Annotated in this window: 21 protein-coding genes; 12 read left to right on the forward strand and 9 right to left on the reverse strand. The window is 61.5% G+C overall.

What is annotated here, in order from left to right; genetic code table 11:
- The first annotated feature begins 68 nt into the window (after window positions 1-68).
- Together NHH73_23125 and NHH73_23130 are read left to right on the forward strand one after the other, a co-directional pair.
- Window positions 69-830 (forward strand): LytTR family DNA-binding domain-containing protein, encoded by a 762-nt coding sequence (locus tag NHH73_23125; protein ID USX25446.1) that lies wholly within the window; start codon window positions 69-71, stop codon window positions 828-830.
- Between the two features lie 114 nt (window positions 831-944).
- Entirely contained in the window at window positions 945-2,135 is a 1,191-nt protein-coding gene (locus tag NHH73_23130) for a PAS domain-containing sensor histidine kinase (protein ID USX25447.1), read from the forward strand.
- Here NHH73_23130 and NHH73_23135 read toward each other — a convergent pair.
- The 3 genes from NHH73_23135 to NHH73_23145 all read right to left on the reverse strand — a co-directional run bounded on the left by NHH73_23135 (window position 2,132) and on the right by NHH73_23145 (window position 4,991).
- Window positions 2,132-3,196: a porin gene (locus NHH73_23135; protein ID USX29684.1), complete on the reverse strand. Its 1,065-nt coding sequence runs from the start codon at window positions 3,194-3,196 to the stop codon at window positions 2,132-2,134. The genes NHH73_23130 and NHH73_23135 overlap by 4 nt on opposite strands.
- Window positions 3,197-3,380: 184 nt before the next feature.
- Window positions 3,381-4,034, reverse strand: coding sequence for a class I SAM-dependent methyltransferase (locus NHH73_23140; protein USX25448.1), 654 nt, complete (start codon window positions 4,032-4,034; stop codon window positions 3,381-3,383).
- 15 nt (window positions 4,035-4,049) lie between these two features.
- Window positions 4,050-4,991 (reverse strand): CysB family HTH-type transcriptional regulator, encoded by a 942-nt coding sequence (locus NHH73_23145; protein USX25449.1) that lies wholly within the window; start codon window positions 4,989-4,991, stop codon window positions 4,050-4,052.
- A 152-nt stretch (window positions 4,992-5,143) separates the two neighbouring features.
- Between NHH73_23145 and NHH73_23150 the strand changes: the two genes are divergently transcribed.
- Genes NHH73_23150 through NHH73_23185 form a run of 8 tightly spaced genes read left to right on the forward strand, consistent with a single transcriptional unit; the run spans window position 5,144 to window position 12,840 of the window.
- The gene (locus NHH73_23150) at window positions 5,144-6,844 is read left to right on the forward strand and encodes a nitrite/sulfite reductase (protein ID USX25450.1); all 1,701 of its coding nucleotides are present in this window, start codon (window positions 5,144-5,146) and stop codon (window positions 6,842-6,844) included.
- A complete protein-coding gene (locus tag NHH73_23155) occupies window positions 6,837-7,436 on the forward strand; it encodes a DUF934 domain-containing protein (GenBank protein ID USX25451.1) in 600 nt (199 codons plus the stop codon). The genes NHH73_23150 and NHH73_23155 overlap by 8 nt, the downstream gene beginning before the upstream one ends.
- A gap of 19 nt (window positions 7,437-7,455) precedes the next feature.
- Window positions 7,456-8,211 carry a phosphoadenylyl-sulfate reductase gene (locus NHH73_23160; protein USX25452.1) on the forward strand — a complete coding sequence of 252 codons (756 nt, stop codon included), beginning with the start codon at window positions 7,456-7,458 and terminating at the stop codon, window positions 8,209-8,211.
- A 4-nt stretch (window positions 8,212-8,215) separates the two neighbouring features.
- Entirely contained in the window at window positions 8,216-9,148 is a 933-nt protein-coding gene (cysD, locus tag NHH73_23165) for a sulfate adenylyltransferase subunit CysD (GenBank protein ID USX25453.1), read from the forward strand.
- Complete coding sequence (locus NHH73_23170; GenBank protein ID USX25454.1) at window positions 9,148-10,464, forward strand: GTP-binding protein; 1,317 nt, start codon at window positions 9,148-9,150, stop codon at window positions 10,462-10,464. Before cysD ends, NHH73_23170 begins: the two co-directional genes overlap by 1 nt.
- 21 nt (window positions 10,465-10,485) lie before the next feature.
- The gene (gene cobA / locus NHH73_23175) at window positions 10,486-11,247 is read left to right on the forward strand and encodes a uroporphyrinogen-III C-methyltransferase (protein ID USX25455.1); all 762 of its coding nucleotides are present in this window, start codon (window positions 10,486-10,488) and stop codon (window positions 11,245-11,247) included.
- A gap of 49 nt (window positions 11,248-11,296) precedes the next feature.
- Window positions 11,297-12,025, forward strand: a complete 729-nt coding sequence (locus NHH73_23180; protein ID USX25456.1) for a hypothetical protein — start codon at window positions 11,297-11,299, stop codon at window positions 12,023-12,025.
- 14 nt (window positions 12,026-12,039) lie between these two features.
- Entirely contained in the window at window positions 12,040-12,840 is an 801-nt protein-coding gene (locus tag NHH73_23185) for a glutaminyl-peptide cyclotransferase (GenBank protein USX25457.1), read from the forward strand.
- Here NHH73_23185 and NHH73_23190 read toward each other — a convergent pair.
- The 3 genes from NHH73_23190 to lptF are packed head-to-tail and all read right to left on the reverse strand — an operon-like array spanning window position 12,818 to window position 15,513.
- On the reverse strand, window positions 12,818-13,219 hold the full coding sequence (locus NHH73_23190) for a CbiX/SirB N-terminal domain-containing protein (protein ID USX25458.1): 402 nt from the start codon (window positions 13,217-13,219) through the stop codon (window positions 12,818-12,820). The genes NHH73_23185 and NHH73_23190 overlap by 23 nt on opposite strands.
- A 12-nt stretch (window positions 13,220-13,231) precedes the next feature.
- Window positions 13,232-14,401: an LPS export ABC transporter permease LptG gene (gene lptG / locus NHH73_23195; protein USX25459.1), complete on the reverse strand. Its 1,170-nt coding sequence runs from the start codon at window positions 14,399-14,401 to the stop codon at window positions 13,232-13,234.
- Window positions 14,398-15,513: an LPS export ABC transporter permease LptF gene (gene lptF, locus NHH73_23200; protein ID USX25460.1), complete on the reverse strand. Its 1,116-nt coding sequence runs from the start codon at window positions 15,511-15,513 to the stop codon at window positions 14,398-14,400. Before lptF ends, lptG begins: the two co-directional genes overlap by 4 nt.
- A gap of 140 nt (window positions 15,514-15,653) precedes the next feature.
- On the opposite strand from lptF, the gene NHH73_23205 reads away from it, so the two are divergent.
- Complete coding sequence (locus NHH73_23205; protein ID USX25461.1) at window positions 15,654-17,153, forward strand: leucyl aminopeptidase; 1,500 nt, start codon at window positions 15,654-15,656, stop codon at window positions 17,151-17,153.
- Window positions 17,154-17,239: 86 nt separating this feature from the next.
- Here the strand turns inward: NHH73_23205 and NHH73_23210 are convergent, their stop codons facing one another.
- Genes NHH73_23210 through NHH73_23220 form a run of 3 tightly spaced genes read right to left on the reverse strand, consistent with a single transcriptional unit; the run spans window position 17,240 to window position 18,391 of the window.
- Window positions 17,240-17,698, reverse strand: a complete 459-nt coding sequence (locus tag NHH73_23210) for a hypothetical protein (protein ID USX25462.1) — start codon at window positions 17,696-17,698, stop codon at window positions 17,240-17,242.
- A gap of 59 nt (window positions 17,699-17,757) precedes the next feature.
- On the reverse strand, window positions 17,758-17,949 hold the full coding sequence (locus tag NHH73_23215; protein ID USX25463.1) for a DUF1653 domain-containing protein: 192 nt from the start codon (window positions 17,947-17,949) through the stop codon (window positions 17,758-17,760).
- 13 nt (window positions 17,950-17,962) lie between these two features.
- Complete coding sequence (locus tag NHH73_23220; GenBank protein USX25464.1) at window positions 17,963-18,391, reverse strand: hypothetical protein; 429 nt, start codon at window positions 18,389-18,391, stop codon at window positions 17,963-17,965.
- Between the two features lie 417 nt (window positions 18,392-18,808).
- Between NHH73_23220 and xth the strand changes: the two genes are divergently transcribed.
- Entirely contained in the window at window positions 18,809-19,573 is a 765-nt protein-coding gene (xth, locus tag NHH73_23225; GenBank protein ID USX25465.1) for an exodeoxyribonuclease III, read from the forward strand.
- Window positions 19,574-19,593 lie beyond the last annotated feature (20 nt).

Genomic DNA, 19,593 nt, shown 5'->3' on the forward strand with positions numbered 1-19,593 from the left:
GATTATTGCGCGGATTCGTTGAATAATTGACCAAATAACCATTCACACTTAATAAGCTGAAACCACCCATGCCTACAGCAATCATTGCCGATGACGAACGTTTGATGCGCGACCAACTGCGCATGCGCCTGGGCCAGGTCTGGCCCGAACTGGAGATCATCGGCGAGGCCAAGAACGGCGACGAGGCGATCGAACTGGTCGACCAGCTCAAGCCGGACTTCACCTTCCTCGATATCCGCATGCCCGGCAAGACCGGCATGGAAGCGGCCACCGTGATCGGCAACAAAAGCCACATCGTGTTCGTGACCGCCTACGACGCCTACGCGGTCGAGGCGTTCGAGCGCGGCGCCGTCGACTACGTGCTCAAGCCGCCCGAGCCCGAGCGTTTGCAGATCACCGTCGACCGCCTCAAGACGCGCCTGAGCAAGCCGGCGGCCGACGTCAACGCCAGCGTGACGGCGATGCTGTCGCAACTGGCCGAGAAAATCACCGCGCCCAAGCCGGCTTATTTGCAGTGGATACAGGCCAGCATCGGCCAGGACCTGCGCATGATTCCGGTCGAGGAAATCCTGTTCTTCCGCTCCGACGAAAAATACACCTGCGTGCAGACCGAGCGCTACGAGGCGCTGATCCGCAAGCCGGTGCGCGACCTGGCCGAGGAGCTCGATCCGGCGCTGTTCTGGCAAATCCACCGCGCCACCCTGGTCAACGTCAACGCCATCGAAGGCGTAACGCGCGACATCCGCGGCCGTCATCTCGTTATGATTAAGGGTAAGTCGGACAAGCTTGAAGTAAGCCGCAGTTTCCTGCATTTGTTCAAGCAGATGTGACGACGATCCATGGACGCCGGCGCCCGGCGTCCGCTTGAGACACGTCAACAGGATTGAAAAGAGATTGCGCTACTGTATCGGTTGCAGCCGCCCTCTCCGGCTGAGGGATGCCGCATGAAAACGCCCGGCCAAGCCAGATCGTTATTCAAGCTGCCCGCCATCAGCGTCGGCGCAGCCTTGTTCGCCCGCTTGTCGTGGCGCCTCGGCTGGTTCTGTTCCAGCGCCGCCTCCGCCGCGCACAAGCGCAGCCGGGGCATTATCCAGCACGCCAGCGACGCCATCATCATCACCGACGAGCACCAGCACATTTTGCAGGCCAACCCATCGGCCGCCGCCATGTTCGGCACCACGGTGCAAGCCATGGAAGGCGTACCGCTCCAGCAATTCATTCCGCGCGACCAGCGCCAGACCGGCGGCAACGCATCCCCGCATTACTTCGGCTCGACCGGCATCCGCCTGCGCATGAAGGGGCGGCGCGCCAGCGACTACGCGGTCACCGGCACGAAGGCCAACGGCCAGCACTTCCCGCTTGAGGGCTCGATCTCATCGCTGTCGGAAAACGGCCACCAGATCTACACCATCATCCTGCGCGACATCACCGAGCGCAAGCAGGTGCAAGAACAGCTCGAGCAGTCGTACTCGCAGTTGCGCGAACTGTCGGCGGCGCTGCAAACGATACGGGAAGAGGAACGCAAGCACATCGCCCGCGAACTGCACGACGATCTGGGCCAATTGCTGGCGACGTTGCGGGTCGATCTGGCGCTGCTGCAACAGAAGTCGAGCGGCGATCCGGCCGCGCGCAAGCTGCAGGCGGGCATGGACGATCTGCTGATGTCGGCCATCACGTCGCTGCGGCGCATCGCCAGCAATCTAAGGCCGCGCGCGCTCGACGAGGGTGGTTTGTATTTTGCGCTCGAAAGCCTGCGCCAGGAATTCGTGTCGCGCTACGGCATCTCTTGCCGGTTGCACGCGAATGAAGAGGATCTGATACTCGATGACGCCTACAGCACGGCCATCTTCCGCATCGCGCAGGAAGCGCTGACCAATATCACGCGCCACGCGGAGGCGCAAAATGTCGAGCTGTCGCTGCGGCGCTCGGAATCGTCGCTGCAAATTTCGATCCACGACGACGGTCGCGGCATCGCCGAACAGGACATGGACAAGGCATCGTCCTTCGGCCTGATCGGGATGCGCGAACGGGTCTGGGCACTGCAAGGCGACATTTCCATCCTCAGCGATGGCGGCACCCGGATCATCATCCGGTTGCCGCTGCGGTCTCAGGAAAGCGCCTTCGATCCTGCTTAGAACGAGTGACGCACGCCAACGTTGAAGGCTTTGTCGCCCGTACCGGCTTCGTTGTTGTTACCCACGGTGTAGCCGGCGCCGTTCTTGTTCTTGATCTTGGCGTAGGCGATGTACGCGCCGGTACGCTTCGACAGCGCATGCAGGTAACCCACGGCCCACTGATCGGCATCCTGGTTGAAGCGGGTCTTGTCGTTCTTGCGGATCGCCGACGCCATGATGGTGCCGCTGCCGACCGGCACTTGTACGCCGATCAGAATGTCGTTGCTGTCCAGGCTGGCGCGTGGCGCGACAGCGTAGCCATAGGCGTTGGCCACCGGCAGCGCGGCGCTGTTCAGGCCCTTGTCGGCGCCGTAGGCGAAGTAAGCCTTGACGACCTGGAAGTCGTAATTGGCGGCGAACAGGGTGTTGCGGCCCGAGTCGCGGTTCGCTGCCGGGGTGGTGCCGACGGCGACGGTGTCGTTGTTACGGTTGTTGTAGACCAGACGCGCGTTCAGCGGGCCTTGTCCGTAGTTCAGGCCCAGGCCGAACTGACGGCCCGCTTCGTTGCTGCCGGCCTGCTCGCCCAGCGCGTACAGCGCTTCGGCGCTGAAGCCCGCGAACACCGGGGTGGCGTAGACGACGGCGTTGCTGACGCGGGTGTTGGCGCCGGCGGCCGGGAACAAGTTCTTGATCGAGCCAGCGTAGCCGGCGCCGAACGGGTCGGCCACCTGGCTCATGGCGTTGTACAGCATGGTGTACTGGCGGCCCAGGGTCAGGGTACCGGCTTCCTTGCTGCGCAGACCGACGAAAGCCTGACGGTTGAACAGTGCGTTGTTGGCATTGTCCAGGGTGCCATCATCGACTTTCAGGCCGGTTTCGATCTGGAAGATCGCCGACAGGCCATTGCCCAGGTCTTCGGTGCCGCGGAAACCCAGACGCGACTGGCTGCCGATACCGCTGGTGACTTTGGTCACGCTGCCGGCCGAGCCGCCGCGCTCGCTGACGATACCGGCATCGACGATACCGTAGATCGTGACGTTCGATTGAGCTTGCGCCTGCGCTGCGAAACCGCCGATGATCATTGCTGCCAGAGTAAGTTTTTTCACTTGATGTTCTCTACTGAAGGTTGAAAGAAAGCTGCACGGGGCGAATCATGCCTATCAATTACTTCAACAATGTGACAACACCAATTTGTTGTAAATCAACATCACTCATGAAAAAAAAGGTAACGCGGCAGCGTTGATCCCCTATCTACCTTCGAACCGCTTATTTCAGCTTGCAGCTCAGCAGGTAGTAGTACTGCAGACGCTCGATGCGGATCTGCTTGGCCGACGCCGCGAAGCGCTTGCGCAGGGTGCTGTCGGTCAGGTAGTTGTGCATCACCTCGTAGCGCTGGCCGTCGTCCGCCGTCAGGATCTGGAAGGTATTGCCTTCCAAGTCGGTGCGGGCGAACACCATCGTATCGCCATCGACATACGATTCGTCGAGCAACACCAGCATCACATCCTTGCCCAGCTTGGCGCGCAGGGTCTTCAGGTATTTCTCCTGGTCTTCGCGCTTGACGTGGGTCCACAGCCCGGCGGCGAACACGGCGGTATATTTTCCTTCCAGGTCGTCGGGCAGATTGAACGCGTCCATCACGCCGAAGGTCACGACGTCCTCGTCCAGGCCGCGCGTCTCGGCCAGCGCGATCATTTCCGGGAGCAGATCCGTGGCGTGGACGGAATCGGCCACCTCGGCGATCAAATCGGTCCAATAGGCGGTGCCGCAGGCCAGTTCCAGCACCTTGTGGCCCTGGAACAGCTCGGCGACCATTTCCTGCAGGTCGTCCAGATCGTCGAAGCGCTCTTCGCGCGCGTAGACCTGGTCGTAGTTGTCGGCATTGACGGCATAAAATTGTGCCAACTGATTGGTAATCATGGTAGTGCTTTCTAGTTACAGTTCGTAGTGCTCTTTTTCACCGCTCATGGCCTGCTCGATCAACTTGCGGTTGAGCGTGGGGGCCAGCAGTTCAATAAAGGTGTATATATAGCTGCGCAGATAGGCGCCCTGCTTGACCGCCACCCGCGACACATTCATGCCGAACAGATGGCCGACAGGGATGGCGCGCAGGTTCTTGTCGCGCTCGGCGTCATAGGCCATACCCGCTATGATACCAATCCCCATGCCCAACTCCACGTAGGTCTTGATCACATCGGCGTCTATGGCTTCCAGCAACACGTCCAGCTTCAGCCCGCGCAGGGAAAACGCGTGGTCTATCTTGCTGCGGCCGGCGAAGGCGCCATCGTACGTGATGATGGGGAATGCGGCAATTTCTTCCAAGGTCACCTGCTTCGATTTAAGCAAAGGATGGTCCGGCGCCACCACCACCACGTGTTCCCATTGATAACAAGGCAACGTTATCAGGCCGGTAATGCCGGCGATGGATTCGGTGGCGATCGCCAGGTCGGCCTGGTCGCGCTGGACCATTTCGGCGATCTGCTGCGGATTGCCTTGCAATAAAGACAAGCGCACCTTCGGAAACTTCAGCATGAAGGCCTGCACCACCTTCGGCAAGGTGTAGCGCGCCTGCGTGTGCGTGGTGGCGATGGTGAAGCTGCCGCTGTCCTGGGCCGCGTATTCCTTGCCGATTCGCTTGAGGCTGTCGATTTCCTGCATAATCAACTCCACCGACTGCAACACCAGCCGTCCCGGCTCGGTCAGGCCGCGGATGCGCTTGCCGTGGCGGGTGAAGATATCGACGCCGAGCTCCTCCTCCAGCTCGATAATCGCCTTCGAGACGCCGGGCTGCGACGTAAACAGGGCCTTGGCGGCGTCGGTCAGGTTGTAGTTCTGGCGTACGGCCTCGCGCACGAAGCGCAATTGGTGAAGGTTCATCTAGTCTTGGCCCATCTTAAAATTATTAGCGTCCATGCTTATGCCCAATCCTTATATAAGCAAATAAAGACTAAGTCGTTTGGAATAAAGACGAAGTTTATTACTATTAGCGCTAGTGTGGGGATTCTAGCAAGCTACTATCTAGGAAGAATATGTATCAATACGACCAGTACGACCATCTTATCGTGCGTGAACGCATCGCACAGTACCGCGACCAGGTACGGCGCCGCCTCTCCGATGAGCTGACGGAAGCCGAATTCGTGCCGCTGCGCCTGCAGAACGGCCTGTACATGCAACGTCACGCCTACATGCTGCGCATCGCCGTGCCCTACGGTTTATTGTCGTCCAAGCAAATGCGCATGTTCGCCCACATTGCCCGCAAGTACGACCGCGGCTATGGCCACTTCACCACCCGCCAGAACATCCAGTTTAACTGGGTCGAGCTGGAACAGACCCCGGACATCCTGAGCGACCTGGCCTCGGTGGAGATGCACGCCATCCAGACCTCGGGCAACTGCATCCGCAACACCACGTCCGATCCGTACGCCGGCGTCGCCGCCGACGAGATCATCGATCCGCGCCCCTACGCGGAAGTGCTGCGCCAGTGGTCGACCTTCCACCCCGAATTCATCGCCCTGCCCCGTAAGTTCAAGGTCGCCATCAACGGCGCCGTCGAAGACCGCGCCGCCATCGCCGTGCACGACATCGGCCTGACCGTGGTGCGCAACGAGGCCGGCGAGATCGGCTTCAAGTTCATGGCCGGCGGCGGCATGGGCCGCACCCCGATTCTGGGCAGCGTGATCCGCGAATTCCTGCCGTGGCAGCACCTGCTGACCTACACCGAAGCCGTGATGCGCGTGTATAACCAGTACGGCCGCCGCGACAACAAGTACAAGGCCCGCATCAAGATCCTGCTGAAAGCCATCGGCGTCGAGGAATTCACGCGCCAGGTCGAAGCCGAATGGGTTGACCTCAAAGACGGTCCGGAAACCTTGACCGTCGACGAGATGCAGCGCGTGATCGACTACTTCCAGCCGCCGGCCTACAAGCAGCTGGACGACAGCGACGTCACCGCCGCACCGGAAGCGGCCGGCAACAAGGCCTTCGCCAACTGGGTCAACCGCAACGTCAAGCCGCACAAGCAGCCCGGCTACGCGGCCGTGGTGCTGTCGCTGAAAAAGACCGGCGTGCCGCCGGGCGACGCCACCGCCGAACAGATCGACTTCATGGCCGACCTGTCGGACAAATACAGCTTCGGCGAACTGCGCGTCACGCACGAGCAGAACATCGTGCTGGCCGACGTCGAGCAGTCGCAGTTGTTCACACTGTGGCAGCAAGTGAAGGCCAAGGGCCTGGCGACGCCGAACATCGGCCTGCTGACCGACATGATCTGCTGCCCCGGCGGCGACTTCTGCTCGCTGGCCAACGCCAAGTCGATCCCGATCGCCGCCGCCATCGCCGAACGCTTCGACGACATCGACTACCAGCACGACATCGGCGAGATCGAGCTGAATATCTCCGGCTGCATCAACGCCTGCGGCCACCACCACGTCGGCAGCATCGGCGTGCTCGGTGTCGACAAGGACGGCAGCGAATGGTATCAGGTGTCGATCGGCGGCTCGCAGGGCAACCACTCGGCCATCGGCAAGATCATCGGGCCGTCGTTCTCTGCGCTGCAAATGCCGGAAGTGATCGCCCGCCTGCTGCAGGTCTATGTGCGCGAGCGCTTCGAGGACGAATCGTTCGCCGCCTGCGCGCAGCGACTGGGCGTCGCACCGTTCAAGGAATTTGTATACGCCACGCCGATCGCCGAAAAGTCGGGTCGCCTGGTTGGAGAGGATGAATATGTCTGACGCTGTTTCTAAAAATCTGATCATCAAGGGCCGTGAAGTCGTGGAAGACGACTGGCTGGTGCTGCGCCTGGCCGAGCCGGTCGAAGGCGCGCCGCAGATCGACCCGGCCACCGTGGAAGTCCCGGCAGGCAAAATGATCGTGCCGCAAAGCCTGTGGCTGGTGCAGCGCGAGCTGCTGGCCGCGCGCGCCGCCGCCGGCGAGATCGGCGTCTGGATCGCCAGCGATGAACGTCCGGAAGCGATCAAGGACGACCTGTCGCAGTTCGCCGTCATCGCAGTCGACTTCCCGAAATTCACCGACGGCCGCGGCTACTCGATCGCCTACAACCTGCGCATCCGCCTGGGCTGGACCGGCGAACTGCGCGCCATCGGCGACGTGCTGCGCGACCAGCTGTTCCAGATGCAGCGCGTTGGCTTCAACGCCTACGCCACGCGTCCGGACCGCAGCATCCACGATGCGCTCAAGGGCCTGTCCGATTTCTCGGAAACCTACCAGGCGTCGGTGGACCAGAAGCTGCCGCTGTACCGCCGCCACGCCCGTACCTCGGGCGCCGCCGCGCCGGCCGCCAACAACGATGGCGCCGGTATCTGATTGCATGATTGGAGTTTGAATGTCTGACCTGAGCAAGCTGATTGCCGACAGCAGCGCCACGCTATCGCGCATCGCCAGCGATTTTTCCCCTGCGGTCTTCGCCTCCAGCCTGGCGGCCGAAGACATGGTGCTGACCGATTTGATCCTGAAATCCAAACTGGATATCGGCATCTTCTCGCTCGAAACCGGCCGCCTGCATGACGAAACACTGGCAATGCTCGACAAGGTGAAGTCGCACTATGACGGCTACGAGATCGCCCTGTACAAGCCGCAGCCGGAAGCGGTCGATGCCTACGTCGCGCAGAATGGCCTCAACGCCTTCTACGACAGCATCGAAATGCGCCGCGAGTGCTGCCGCATCCGCAAGGTCGAGCCGCTGGGCCGCGCCCTGGCCGGCAAAAAAGCCTGGGTGACCGGCCAGCGCCGCGCGCAGTCGGCCACCCGCGCCGAGCTGCACGTGCAGGAGGACGACCCGGCGCACGGCATGACCAAGTTCAATCCGCTGGCCGATTGGTCGGAGGAAGACGTGTGGAACTACATCCGCGACAACGGCGTACCGTACAATGCGCTGCACGATCAGGGCTATCCGTCGATCGGCTGCGCGCCATGCACCCGCGCGGTGGAACCGGGCGAGGACGTGCGGGCCGGCCGCTGGTGGTGGGAAAACCCGGACTCCAAGGAATGCGGCCTGCATATGGTCGATGGTAAGCTCATACGTATTAAATCCGTGGCAGCAGAAGATGACTTCATGCGCGCCACAAAAATAATAGGCTAGTCCAATGAACGCTTTAGTTGAAAACAACAACGTACACGTGAATGCGCGCCACCTCGACGCCCTGGAATCGGAAGCGATCCACATCCTGCGCGAAGTGGCGGCCGAATGCAGCAACCCCGCCCTGCTGTTCTCCGGCGGTAAAGACTCGGTGGTCTTGCTGCGTTTGGCGGAGAAGGCCTTCCGCCCCGGTAAATTCCCGTTCCCGCTGGTGCACGTCGATACCGGCCACAATTTCGCCGAGGTGATCACCTTCCGCGACAAGCGCGTGGCCGAACTGGGCGAGCGACTGATCGTCGGCTCGGTCGAGGACTCGATCAAAAAAGGCACGGTGCGCCTGCGTAATCCGCAAACCGATTCGCGCAACGCCGCGCAAGCGGTCACCCTGCTCGAGACGATCGCCGAACATGGCTTCGACGCCTGCATCGGCGGGGCGCGCCGCGACGAGGAAAAGGCCCGCGCCAAGGAGCGCATCTTCTCCTTCCGCGACGAATTCGGCCAGTGGGACCCGAAATCGCAGCGCCCGGAACTGTGGGACCTGTATAACACCCGCGTGCACCCGGGCGAAAACATGCGCGTATTCCCGATCTCGAATTGGACCGAACTCGATGTGTGGCAGTACATCGCCCGCGAAAAACTGGAACTGCCGCCGATCTACTTCGCCCACGAGCGCCAGGTCATTCCGCGCAACGGCCTGCTGGTGCCGCTGACCGACCTGACCCCGCCGCGCGAAGGCGAGACCGTCGAGACCCAGGTGGTGCGCTTCCGCACCGTGGGCGACATTTCCTGCACCTGCCCCGTATCGTCGGACGCGGCGACGGTCGAGGCGATCATCGCCGAAACCGCCATCACCCAGATCACCGAGCGCGGCGCCACCCGGATGGACGACCAGACCTCCGAGGCTTCGATGGAAAAACGTAAAAAAGCAGGATACTTCTGATGAACGCTAGCACCACCAATGTAGAAACCCAGACCGAGCGCGGACTTTTACGCTTCATCACCGCCGGTTCCGTCGACGACGGCAAATCCACGCTGATCGGCCGCCTGCTGTTCGACAGCAAAGGCATCTTCGCCGACCAGCTGGACGCGATGTCGCGCTCCAAGCACAAGCGCACCGTCGGCGACGCCGTCGACCTGTCGCTGCTGACCGACGGGCTGGAAGCCGAACGCGAACAAGGCATCACCATCGACGTGGCCTACCGCTACTTCGCCACGCCGAAGCGCAAGTTCATCATCGCCGACACCCCGGGCCACGAGCAGTACACCCGCAACATGGTGACGGGCGCCTCGACCGCCGATGCCGTCATCATCCTGATCGACGTCTCGAAAGTGAAGCTGCACGAGGACGGCGGCGTCGATCTTCTGATCCAGACCAAGCGCCACTCGACCATCGCCCACCTGCTGCAGATCGAGCACGTGGTCGTCGCCGTCAACAAGATGGACCTGGTGAACTACGACCAGGCGATCTACGACCGCATCGTCAAGGCCTACGGCGAATTCGCCGCCACCCTGGGCCTGAAGGACATCACGCCGATTCCGCTGTCGGCCCTGAGCGGCGACAACGTCGTCGACGCCAGCGAAAAACTGAGCTGGTACAAAGGCCCTACCCTGATCCAGCTGCTCGAATCGCTGTCGGTTTACGATGAATCGCACAACGCGCCGTTCCGCTTCCCGGTGCAGCTGGTGGCGCGCCACAACGGCCACGAAGCCAACGACTTCCGCGGCTACATGGGCCGCATCGAGGCGGGCAAGGTCAGCGTCGGCGACAAGCTGGTGGTGCAGCCATCCGGCCAGAGCGCCACCGTCAAGGACATCGTCACCCTGGAAGGCTCGCACCAGTCGGCGGTGGTTGGCCAGTCGATCACCTTGCTGCTGAACGAGTACCTGGACATCTCGCGCGGCGACCTGCTGGCCAATGTCGAACAGCCGGCGACCCTGCTCAAGACCTTGAAGGCGGACGTCTGCTGGATGTCCGACGAGCCGCTCGACCAACGCCGCAAGTACTGGATCAAACACGGCACCAAGCAGACCTCAGCCAAGATCACCGGCATCGAGTCGCTGTTGGACATCAACACCCAGCAGCGCCATGACGCCGATGGCCTAAAGCTGAACGACATCGCCCGCATCGGCCTGACCGTCCAGCAGCCGCTGGCGGCGGATGCCTACGCAGACATCCGTGCCACCGGCGCCTTTATCCTGATCGACGAAGTGACCCACCAGACCGTCGCGGCGGGTATGATTCGCCTTTCGGAATAAAGCGGTAATAACGGTATGGCAATGGCATCTCTCGGAAAAGTCTATTTGATCGGCGCCGGCCCAGGCGCCCAGGACCTGATCACCATGCGCGGCGCGCGTCTGCTGGCGCAAGCCGACGTCGTACTGCACGACGCGCTGGTGACCCCTGAGATGCTGGAGCTATGCCCGCAGGCCGAGAAAATCTCGGTCGGCAAACGCAGTGGCCAGCGCTCCACCGCGCAGCAGGTCATCAACCAACAGTTGGTCGACAACGCGCAACGCCATGCGCTGGTGGTACGCCTCAAAGGCGGCGATCCGATGCTGTTCGGCCGCGCCGACGAGGAATTGCGCGCGCTGGAGGAAGCCGGCATCGAGGTCGAAATCGTCCCCGGCATCACCACCGCCGTCGCCGCTGCCGCCGCCAGCAAGCAACCGCTGACCAAGCGCGGCGTGGCCCGCAGCGTGGCCTTTTTCACCTCGTCGACGGCGCCCGACGAAGCGCACCACGACGCCATCCCCGACACCGACACCCTGGTGCAGTACATGGGCGGGCGCGAAGCCATCGCCACCGCCGAACGCCTGCTGGCGCACGGACACCGTCCCGACACCCCGGTCGTCGTCATCGAAAACTGCAGCCGTCCGGACCAGCGCATCCGCCGCCTGACCATCGCCGCGCTGGCCCTGGGCCTGGGCGAAGCCCACGGTCCGGTGCTGGTGATGCTGGGCGATGCCATGCAAAGCCGCTCGCACCAACGCCTCGAAGCGGAGATCAGCGGCGCAATAGCCCCCCAGCTTGGCGCCTGATTCCCCGAAATCCGTAATAGAATGTCCATTCATCTCATAAGAGGTAGTAATGGATAATGTTCATGAAGTTCTGGAGCGCGCCTGGGGTGCCCATTCCGCCGGCGAGTTCGATGCGGCCCTGAAGGACTATATCTGGCTGTTCGACGCCACGTCCGTGCGCGATACGGAAGTAGCTCCGCTGCGGCTGTCCTATGTGCTGAGCGCCTGGGCCAAACTGGCCGAGGAACACCTGCCGGCGCGGCAAGCGCTGGTCGAACTGCGCCAGCGCCTCACGGACCGCCTGTTGGCCGACGGCGGCGACGCCATCCTCTTCAACGACATCCGCGCCATCAACGACAAGCTGGGTGACTTGCAAAATACCTGGCTGCTGTTCAAGCAGCTGCCGGCCGAATTGGCGGCGGAATGCGCCAACTCGGCGCTGACATCGATGATGGCCTGCGGCGACTATCCGCTGGCGCGCAGCTATCTGCCCGAACCGGAAAAGCACCTCGCGGCCTACGCGGGCGAAGTCAACGCCCACGTCGCCCAGCTCCAGCTGCTCACCGACGAAGGCATGTCCGACCTGCTGGCGACGGTCTACAACTACATGGCCGAAGTGCGCCTGCTGCTCGAACTGCTGGCCGGTTGCGGCGAAGTGGATGCGGCGGAAGCCATGCGCCGCAACGCGGTCGACATGATCGTCTCGCCGGAGGCGCGCGCCTGCGTCGAGGCGGAATTCGCAACGCCCGGCACCACCCTCGACGCGATGGTCGAATTACAGAGTTCAACGGTAGCCTGATAGTGAAACCAATTGTGCAAATAAACAGTATTAAAACGCCGCTCCTGCTTTCCCTGCTGCTTTCCCTGCTGCTTTCCCTGGTGCCGGCCGCCGGCGCGCTAGCCGCGCCCTCGATACCGACCTATGACTTTAAGGTCGTGCACAGCTATCCTCACGACCCGCAGGCGTTTACCCAAGGCCTGCTGTACCGCGACGGTTTTCTGTATGAGAGTACGGGCCTGAACGGCAAATCATCGATCCGCAAGGTGAATCTGGAGACCGGCAAGGTCCTGCAAAGCAAGGACATCCCGCCGCAGTACTTCGGCGAAGGCCTGACCGTCTGGAAGGACACGCTGGTCGGCATCACCTGGCAATCGCAGACCGGCTTCGTGTTCGACCTCGCCACCTTCGACCTGCGCAACCAGTTCGCCTATCCGGGCGAAGGCTGGGGCCTGGCGCAAAACGGCAAGGAGCTGGTGCTCAGCGACGGCAGCGCGACGCTACGCTTCCTCGATCCGAAGACCTTCCTCGAAGTGCGCCGCGTGAAGGTGACGGCCGACGGCATCGCGGTCGACCAGATCAACGAGCTGGAAGTGGTGGGCGACGAGATTTTCGCCAATATCTGGCATACCAACACCATCGCCCGCATCGATCAACAGACCGGCAAGATCGTCGGCTGGATCGATCTGGGCAAGCTGTATCCGGACGCGGGCAGAGGCCCCAACAACGAAAACGTCTTGAACGGCATCGCCTGGGACGGCGACAAGAAACGTCTGTTCGTCACCGGCAAACTGTGGCCCAAACTTTACGAGATCAAGCTGGTGCCGAGGAAGTAGAAGGTGGCGTTGCCAGCGACGCCACGCAGTAATCGGACAGCGCGTTGAGCACCGCCGCGTTCTCGCCGGCCGCTTCGACCACGTTGATCGTGATTTGCGGATAATCGATGCGCAATTGATCGACCATCAGCGGCAAGTCTCGCAGCACATGGCCGCCCTGCCCCAAAAACACCGGCACCACCGTGATGTGCGTAACGCCGCTTGCCGTCAGCGCCGCGACCTGCTCCGGCAGGCGCGGCTCCATCAACTCCAGAAACGCCAACGACACCGGTACATCCGGCATGCGCGCCTGCGTCAGGTCGCGCAGGCGCTCGAACGGCGCCGCCCAAGACGCTGCACGGGCGCCGTGCGCGAAGAGGACGAGGGCTCGTTTATTCACAATACTATTCATCTAATGTCGCTCCACCCACCACAAGGCACTCAGCGCCAGCAGCAGGAAAATTAAACTTGGGGCGATCGCCGTCAGGGCCGCCGGCCAGGTGCTCAACACACCGAGGTGCGAGAACAGCGTATTGACGAGCAGGTAGCTGACGCCGATCATGATGCCAACGAAAATCTTCAGACTGACGCCGCCGCTGCGGGTGTGCAGGTAGCCGAACGGCAGCGCCAATGCCATCAGCACGAAGATCGCCAGCGGATCGAACAGTTTTTTCCAGAACGCGATCTTGAAGCGCTCCGTCTCCTGCTTGTTTTCCTGCAGGTGGCGGGTGTACAGCGCCAGCTCGCTGGCCGACATGCGCTCCGGGTCCGAGCGCGACACCGACAGGATGCGCGGCGTGATCTCGGAGATCAGCTCCCGGGTGGCGCTGGTGCGCGTCTCGATCATGCTGCTGCCTTGGGCATAGTTATTCGCCAGATTGGCTTCGCTGCCCGGCTTGACCAGCGCCGGATTGGTGAAGATGTTCTCCTTCACATCCGACAGCATCCATTTGTTCGTGCCCTGGTACGTGCCGGTCTTGGCGACCGTGATGGAGCGCAGGCGGAAGTTGTTATCGAATTCGTACAGCTTGACGTCGACCAGTTTGCCGTCCGGGCGCACCTCGCGCACGTTGAAGAAGCGCGACCCGATCACCTCTCCGCTCATGCCTTCGGACTTGACGATATCCTTGGTCCACAAGCCGGAGCGGAACTCGGTCGAAATTGTCGTGCCGCGTCCACTGAGTTTGATTTTTTCGGCCAGCGGCGCGGTGCGCGGCGTGATCAGCTCACCGAAGATGAAGGTGATAATCACCAGCACGACGCCGATCTTGGCCAACATCCACGCCACCATGCCGGTGGTCATGCTGGAAGCACGCATGATAGTGAACTCGGACGTCGACGCAAACTGCGCCATCGTATAAATGGTGCCGATCAGCGCAGCGAGCGGCATCACCTCGTACACGTGCCCCGGCAGCTTGACCGCCACAAACAGCAGCACATACTGGATCGCGTAGCCGTTCTTGCCGACGCGCGGCAGTTCGCCGGTGAGGTCCATGAAGGCTTGCAGCGCCAGGAAGGCGACCAGCACGAAGGCCACCGCCTGGAAAATGGTGACGGCGAAGTAGCGTTGCAGGATCTTCATGGCGCCACCGCCTTCTTGTTTGCCGCATTTGCGCTACGCGAACGCTTCATCGCCGCCAGCACTGCCAGCGGGTGGTAACGGTGATTCAGATTGAGCCTCCATGCGAACAGGCCGAGCACCGTCAGCGCCGCCATCAGGTGCAGCGGCCACCACGACAGCGCGAACGAGAACTTGCCCAGCCTGACGCTGCCCTCGACCAGCTTGACCGCGTTGGTGTACGAGAAAAAGATCAGCAGCGCGATAATCAGGTTGGCCGAACTGCCGGCGCGCGGATTGACGAAGCCCAGCGGGATCGCCAGCAGCACCAGCACCAGGCAGGTCAGCGGCGACGCGATCCGCCACAGCAGCTCGGCGCGGCCGGAATTGGTGGTGTCGGTCAGCAGCGTCATGGTCGGCACGGAATCGGTGTCACGCTCCGTGTCGAGGTCCTGGGCCTGGCTGGTCACGCGCATGCTGTAGGTGTCGAACTCCATGGTCTGGAAGTCGGACTGCCCCGGCATGCCCTGGTAGCGGCGGCCGTTCTTGAGCACCAGATAGCGCTCGCCTTTGGGTCCGTTGCTGATCACACCCTCGCGCGCGACGATGACCGCCGTGCCGTTTTTATCGACCGTGTTGACGAACACGTTCTGCACCACCGAGGTGTCGCCGGCGACGCCTTCGACGAAGAAGATGCGGTTGGCCGACGACGATTCGCGGAACTGGCCGGGCGATACCTTCTGCAGGTCTTCGCGTTTGGCGAAGCGCTCGACGTATTCCGCGCTCTTTTCCTTGGCCCACGGCGCGGCGACGAAGCTCAGGCCCGCCGTCAGCAGCACCATCGGCAAGCCGAAGCTCAGCACCGGCGCGATCCAGCGGGTCAGGCTCAAGCCGGAAGCGAACCACACCACCATCTCGGAATCGCGGTAGCTGCGCGTGACCACCATCAGCACCGAAATAAAGCTGGTGAGGATGAGGATAGTTGGCAGATAATTCACCGTTGCGAAAAGGATCAGCGCGACCACGTCGCTGGAGGCGACCTTGCCGCCGGCGGCCTTGCCGAGGATGCCGATCAAGGTCCAGGTAACGCAAACGCTGAACAGAATCGTGAAGCTGGCGAAGGCGGTGCTGGCCATTTCACGTCGTAGGGTGCGTTGAAAGATCATTCGAAAGTTATAATTCGGTAGTTAAGGGCTCGTCACAGGGCCACAAGTTAATAACAGCCCGGCCAATCAGGCCACGGGGCTGGCAATTCGTACACGACACGGAGAATCAAATGGACTTTAGCATAAAAGCATTCGACACAAAAAACACCATCAACTCGGCCAAAACGGGCGTCGTCGCCGTGGCGGTGTTCGAGAATAAAAAGCTGTCGCAAGCTGCCAAAGCACTGGACGGTTCCGGTGACATCACGGCCGCGCTCAAGTCCGGCGACATCAGCGGCAAAGCCGGCAGCACCTTGCTGCTGCGCGGCGTCAAGGGCGCCAGCGCCGAGCGGGTGCTGCTGGTCGGCCTGGGCAGCGACGACGCCGTCAGCGAGAAAAGCTTCGCCAGCGGCGTTTCCGCGGCATTGAAGGCTTTCTCGGCCCTGGGCACGAGCGACGCTATTATCGCACTGCCGATGACCGAAGTGAAAGAGCGCGACGTCAATTGGGCGATCCGCTGCGTGGTGCAAAGCGCCCACGAAGCCGCGTTCCGCACCGACGGCCAGAAAAGCAAGAAGGATCCGGCACCGGCCGGCGTCAAGAAGATCGCCCTGGCGGTGCCGAACACGCCCGCCACCAAGCTGGCGCTGGCGCAAGCCGTGTCCATCGCCAACGGCATGGACCTGACCAAGGAACTGGGCAACCTGTCGGCCAACGTCTGCACCCCGACCTACCTGGCCAACACCGCCAAGAAGCTGGCCAAGGACTACAAGTTCGACGTCGAGATCCTGGACCGCAAACAGCTCGAAGCGCTGAAGATGAACAGCTTCCTGTCGGTCACCAACGGCAGCGAGCAGCCGCCGAAGTTCATCATCCTCAAGCACATGGGCGGCAAGTCCAAGGATGCGCCGGTGGTGTTGGTCGGTAAGGGCATCACCTTCGACACCGGCGGCATCTCGCTCAAGGCGGGTCCGGGCATGGACGAAATGAAGTACGACATGGGCGGCGCCGCCTCGGTGCTGGGCACCTTCCGCGCCATCGGCGAGATGGATTTGAAATTGAACGTGATCGGCGTGATCGCCAGCTGCGAGAACATGCCGTCGGGCCGCGCCACCAAGCCGGGCGACATCGTCACGTCGATGAACGGCTTGACCATCGAGATCCTCAACACCGACGCCGAAGGCCGCCTGGTGCTGTGCGACGCGCTGACCTACGCAGAACGCTTCAACCCGGCCGCCGTGATCGACATTGCCACCCTGACGGGCGCCTGCATCGTCGCGCTGGGCCACCACAAGAGCGGTTTGTTCACGCGCGACGACGACGTCCACAACCAGCTGGCCGACGAGATCATGGCCGCCGGCAAAGCCTCGAGCGACACCGCGTGGCGCCTGCCGATCGGCGAGGAGTACAACGAGCAGCTGAAGTCCAACTTCGCCGACCTGGCCAACATCGGCACGCCGGGCGGCGCCTCGTGCACGGCGGCGGCGTTCCTGGAGAACTTCACGCGCAAGTACACCTGGGCGCATCTGGACATCGCCGGCACCGCATGGAAATCGGGCGGCGCGAAGGGCGCGACCGGCCGTCCGGTGCCGCTGCTGTCTAACTTCCTGATCAACCGCGCCGGTTCGTAAGCGCACAACGCAAAGGGCGGATAGTCGGGTCCCGCCCGGCTATCCGCCCTTTGTCGTTCAACATGCATTCAGCGGCGCCCGCCGCCTCAATACAAGGTCACGCCGGCCGCTGGCGGCGGCCCCTCGTCCCTGCCCTCGGCCGGACGCATCACCACCGTCAACGTCGACGGATAATCATAGCCGGCGCCGGTGTTGCGGTCGATGACATAGCCGACACCCGCCGTCAACATCACATTGCCCCACAAATTGCCGTTGGCCTTCGGATCGACCTTCTCGTACGCCCAGGCCGCGCCCTCCTTCTGGCAATCGATGCGCAGCGGGGCCGCGCTCTTGCGCAGGGTCACGCGGGCCGGCGTGGTGACGAACCACTTGCCGACATCGTTATACAACACGCAGCCAACGCCGCCGATCTCGCGGTGATCGAGCACGGTCTGCACCAGCACATTCTGTTGGGTCGATTCAGTCAGGGACGCGCAGCCGGCGCTTGCCAGCATGGCCAGCAAGACCGGCAGTGCGCGGCACGCGGCGACGGGACGGAGAAACATGGTCTGCCTCTAAAGTAGATACAGACGCAGTGTAGCAAGCCGGGCGCGGATTGATTCGCTCAATCAAGAGGCGTAAAGCGTTGCACTTTTACGCCATCGAGCTCGATGAGTTGAAAAAACACGTCTTTCGGCCGCGCCCAGATGGACCCGTCGGGCGCGCGGTAAACGATCATGGTGCTCAGGTCGGACTCCAGGGTGGCCTCGCACACCAACTCGTAGAGGCCGCCCTTGTAGTGCCGGAAGCGGGTCATCGCAGCCTTGGCGTCAGGCGTTCTGACGAACTTGCGCCGACTGGGCCACACGTTCCTCGACTTTGTCCTTGCCCTGTTCCTGCTCCAGCTGCTTCTTCTTCAAGCCCTGCACCACTTTCAGGATGTCATCCATGCCGCGCTCGCCACCAAGGGTGGAGAAAGCGTCGAGGACTTCGTTCAACACCTGATTGCGCACCGCGGCTTCGTCGGAATTAATAACCGGGGGACGTTGCAGCGCTTCGGCTGCGCGCTTTTCGGCGGCGGCTGCCTCCTTTTGCGCGGCGGTCTTGCGACCGCCCGGCGTTTTGCCATGTTCCAGTGCCGCTTGCCAGATTACCCAGCGGCGCTGCGTTTCAAAGACCAGATACTCTTCTGGCTTATCTTCACGGCGGCGAACGATATGTCCGTCGCGCTGTGCCCATGCCTCAAATGCAGTTCGCATTTCAATTCCTTTGTAAATGCGCTACGCGCAATTCACTGTTAAAACTACAAGTTATTTCCGTATAGTATCACTTATTGCGGCATCACAATGATTAATATACACGGCTCTTGCTATTTTGTGGTTGCTGATAGGAAACACTAGTTTTCCCACTAATTTGCATCAGTATATTTCTCTTTTGCCATTCTGTCTCCTAGTGAAGTACAATTCTGACAACTATGAGACAAAAGTAGCAATTAAATTTTTATTTCACACTTTTTGCAACATTTTATGCCTTACCACCACACTTGCGAAGTTCTATTTCGTGTTTTTTTATAAAACACGACAAATCGACAAGCTCATCTGTTAAATGAAGTTACGGTAAGATGCGTTTCATAGGCGTATCGCCTCCACCAAACCCGCAAGGACACTGATCCCCCGATGAAACTAGCCACATGGAATGTTAACTCACTGAACGTAAGACTGCCGCACGTTATGAATTGGCTGGTGGAAAATCCAACAGACGTGCTCTGTCTGCAAGAAACAAAATTAACCGATGACAAGTTTCCGGCTAGTATTATTGAAGCCGCTGGCTATCATGTCGTGTACAGCGGGCAAAAAACTTACAACGGCGTCGCGATTATTTCCAAGTTGCCGATCAGCGACGTGGTCAAAAACAACCCGCTTTTGGATGACCCACAGCAACGTATCCTCGCTGCAACCATCGACGGCGTACGGGTCGTCTGCGCCTACGTGCCCAACGGCCAGAGCGTTGGCTCTGAGAAATACGAATACAAAATGGGCTGGCTGTCGGCCTTTCACGACTGGATCAAGCAGGAAGCCGCCCTCCATCCCCAACTGGCCGTGGTCGGCGATTACAACATCGCCCCCGAGGACCGCGACGTCCACGACCCGGCCGCCTGGGAAGGCATGGTGCATGTTTCCGAAAAGGAACGCGCCGCGCTCACCCGCCTGCTCGACATCGGCCTCACCGATGCCTACCGCCTGTTTGAGCAACCGGAAAAATCGTTCAGCTGGTGGGACTACCGTGGCCTCGGCTTCCGCCTGAACAAAGGCCTGCGCATCGACCACATCCTGCTGTCGCCGGCATTGGTGGCACGCTGCAGCGCCTGCGTCATCGACCGCGCGCCGCGCAAGCTGGAGCAGCCGTCCGACCACGCGCCGGTGATCGCCACACTCGACTGATCCGCCACCCCGGCTCTCTG

Source organism: Oxalobacteraceae bacterium OTU3CINTB1 (assembly GCA_024123955.1).
Taxonomy (GTDB): domain Bacteria; phylum Pseudomonadota; class Gammaproteobacteria; order Burkholderiales; family Burkholderiaceae_D; genus Rugamonas.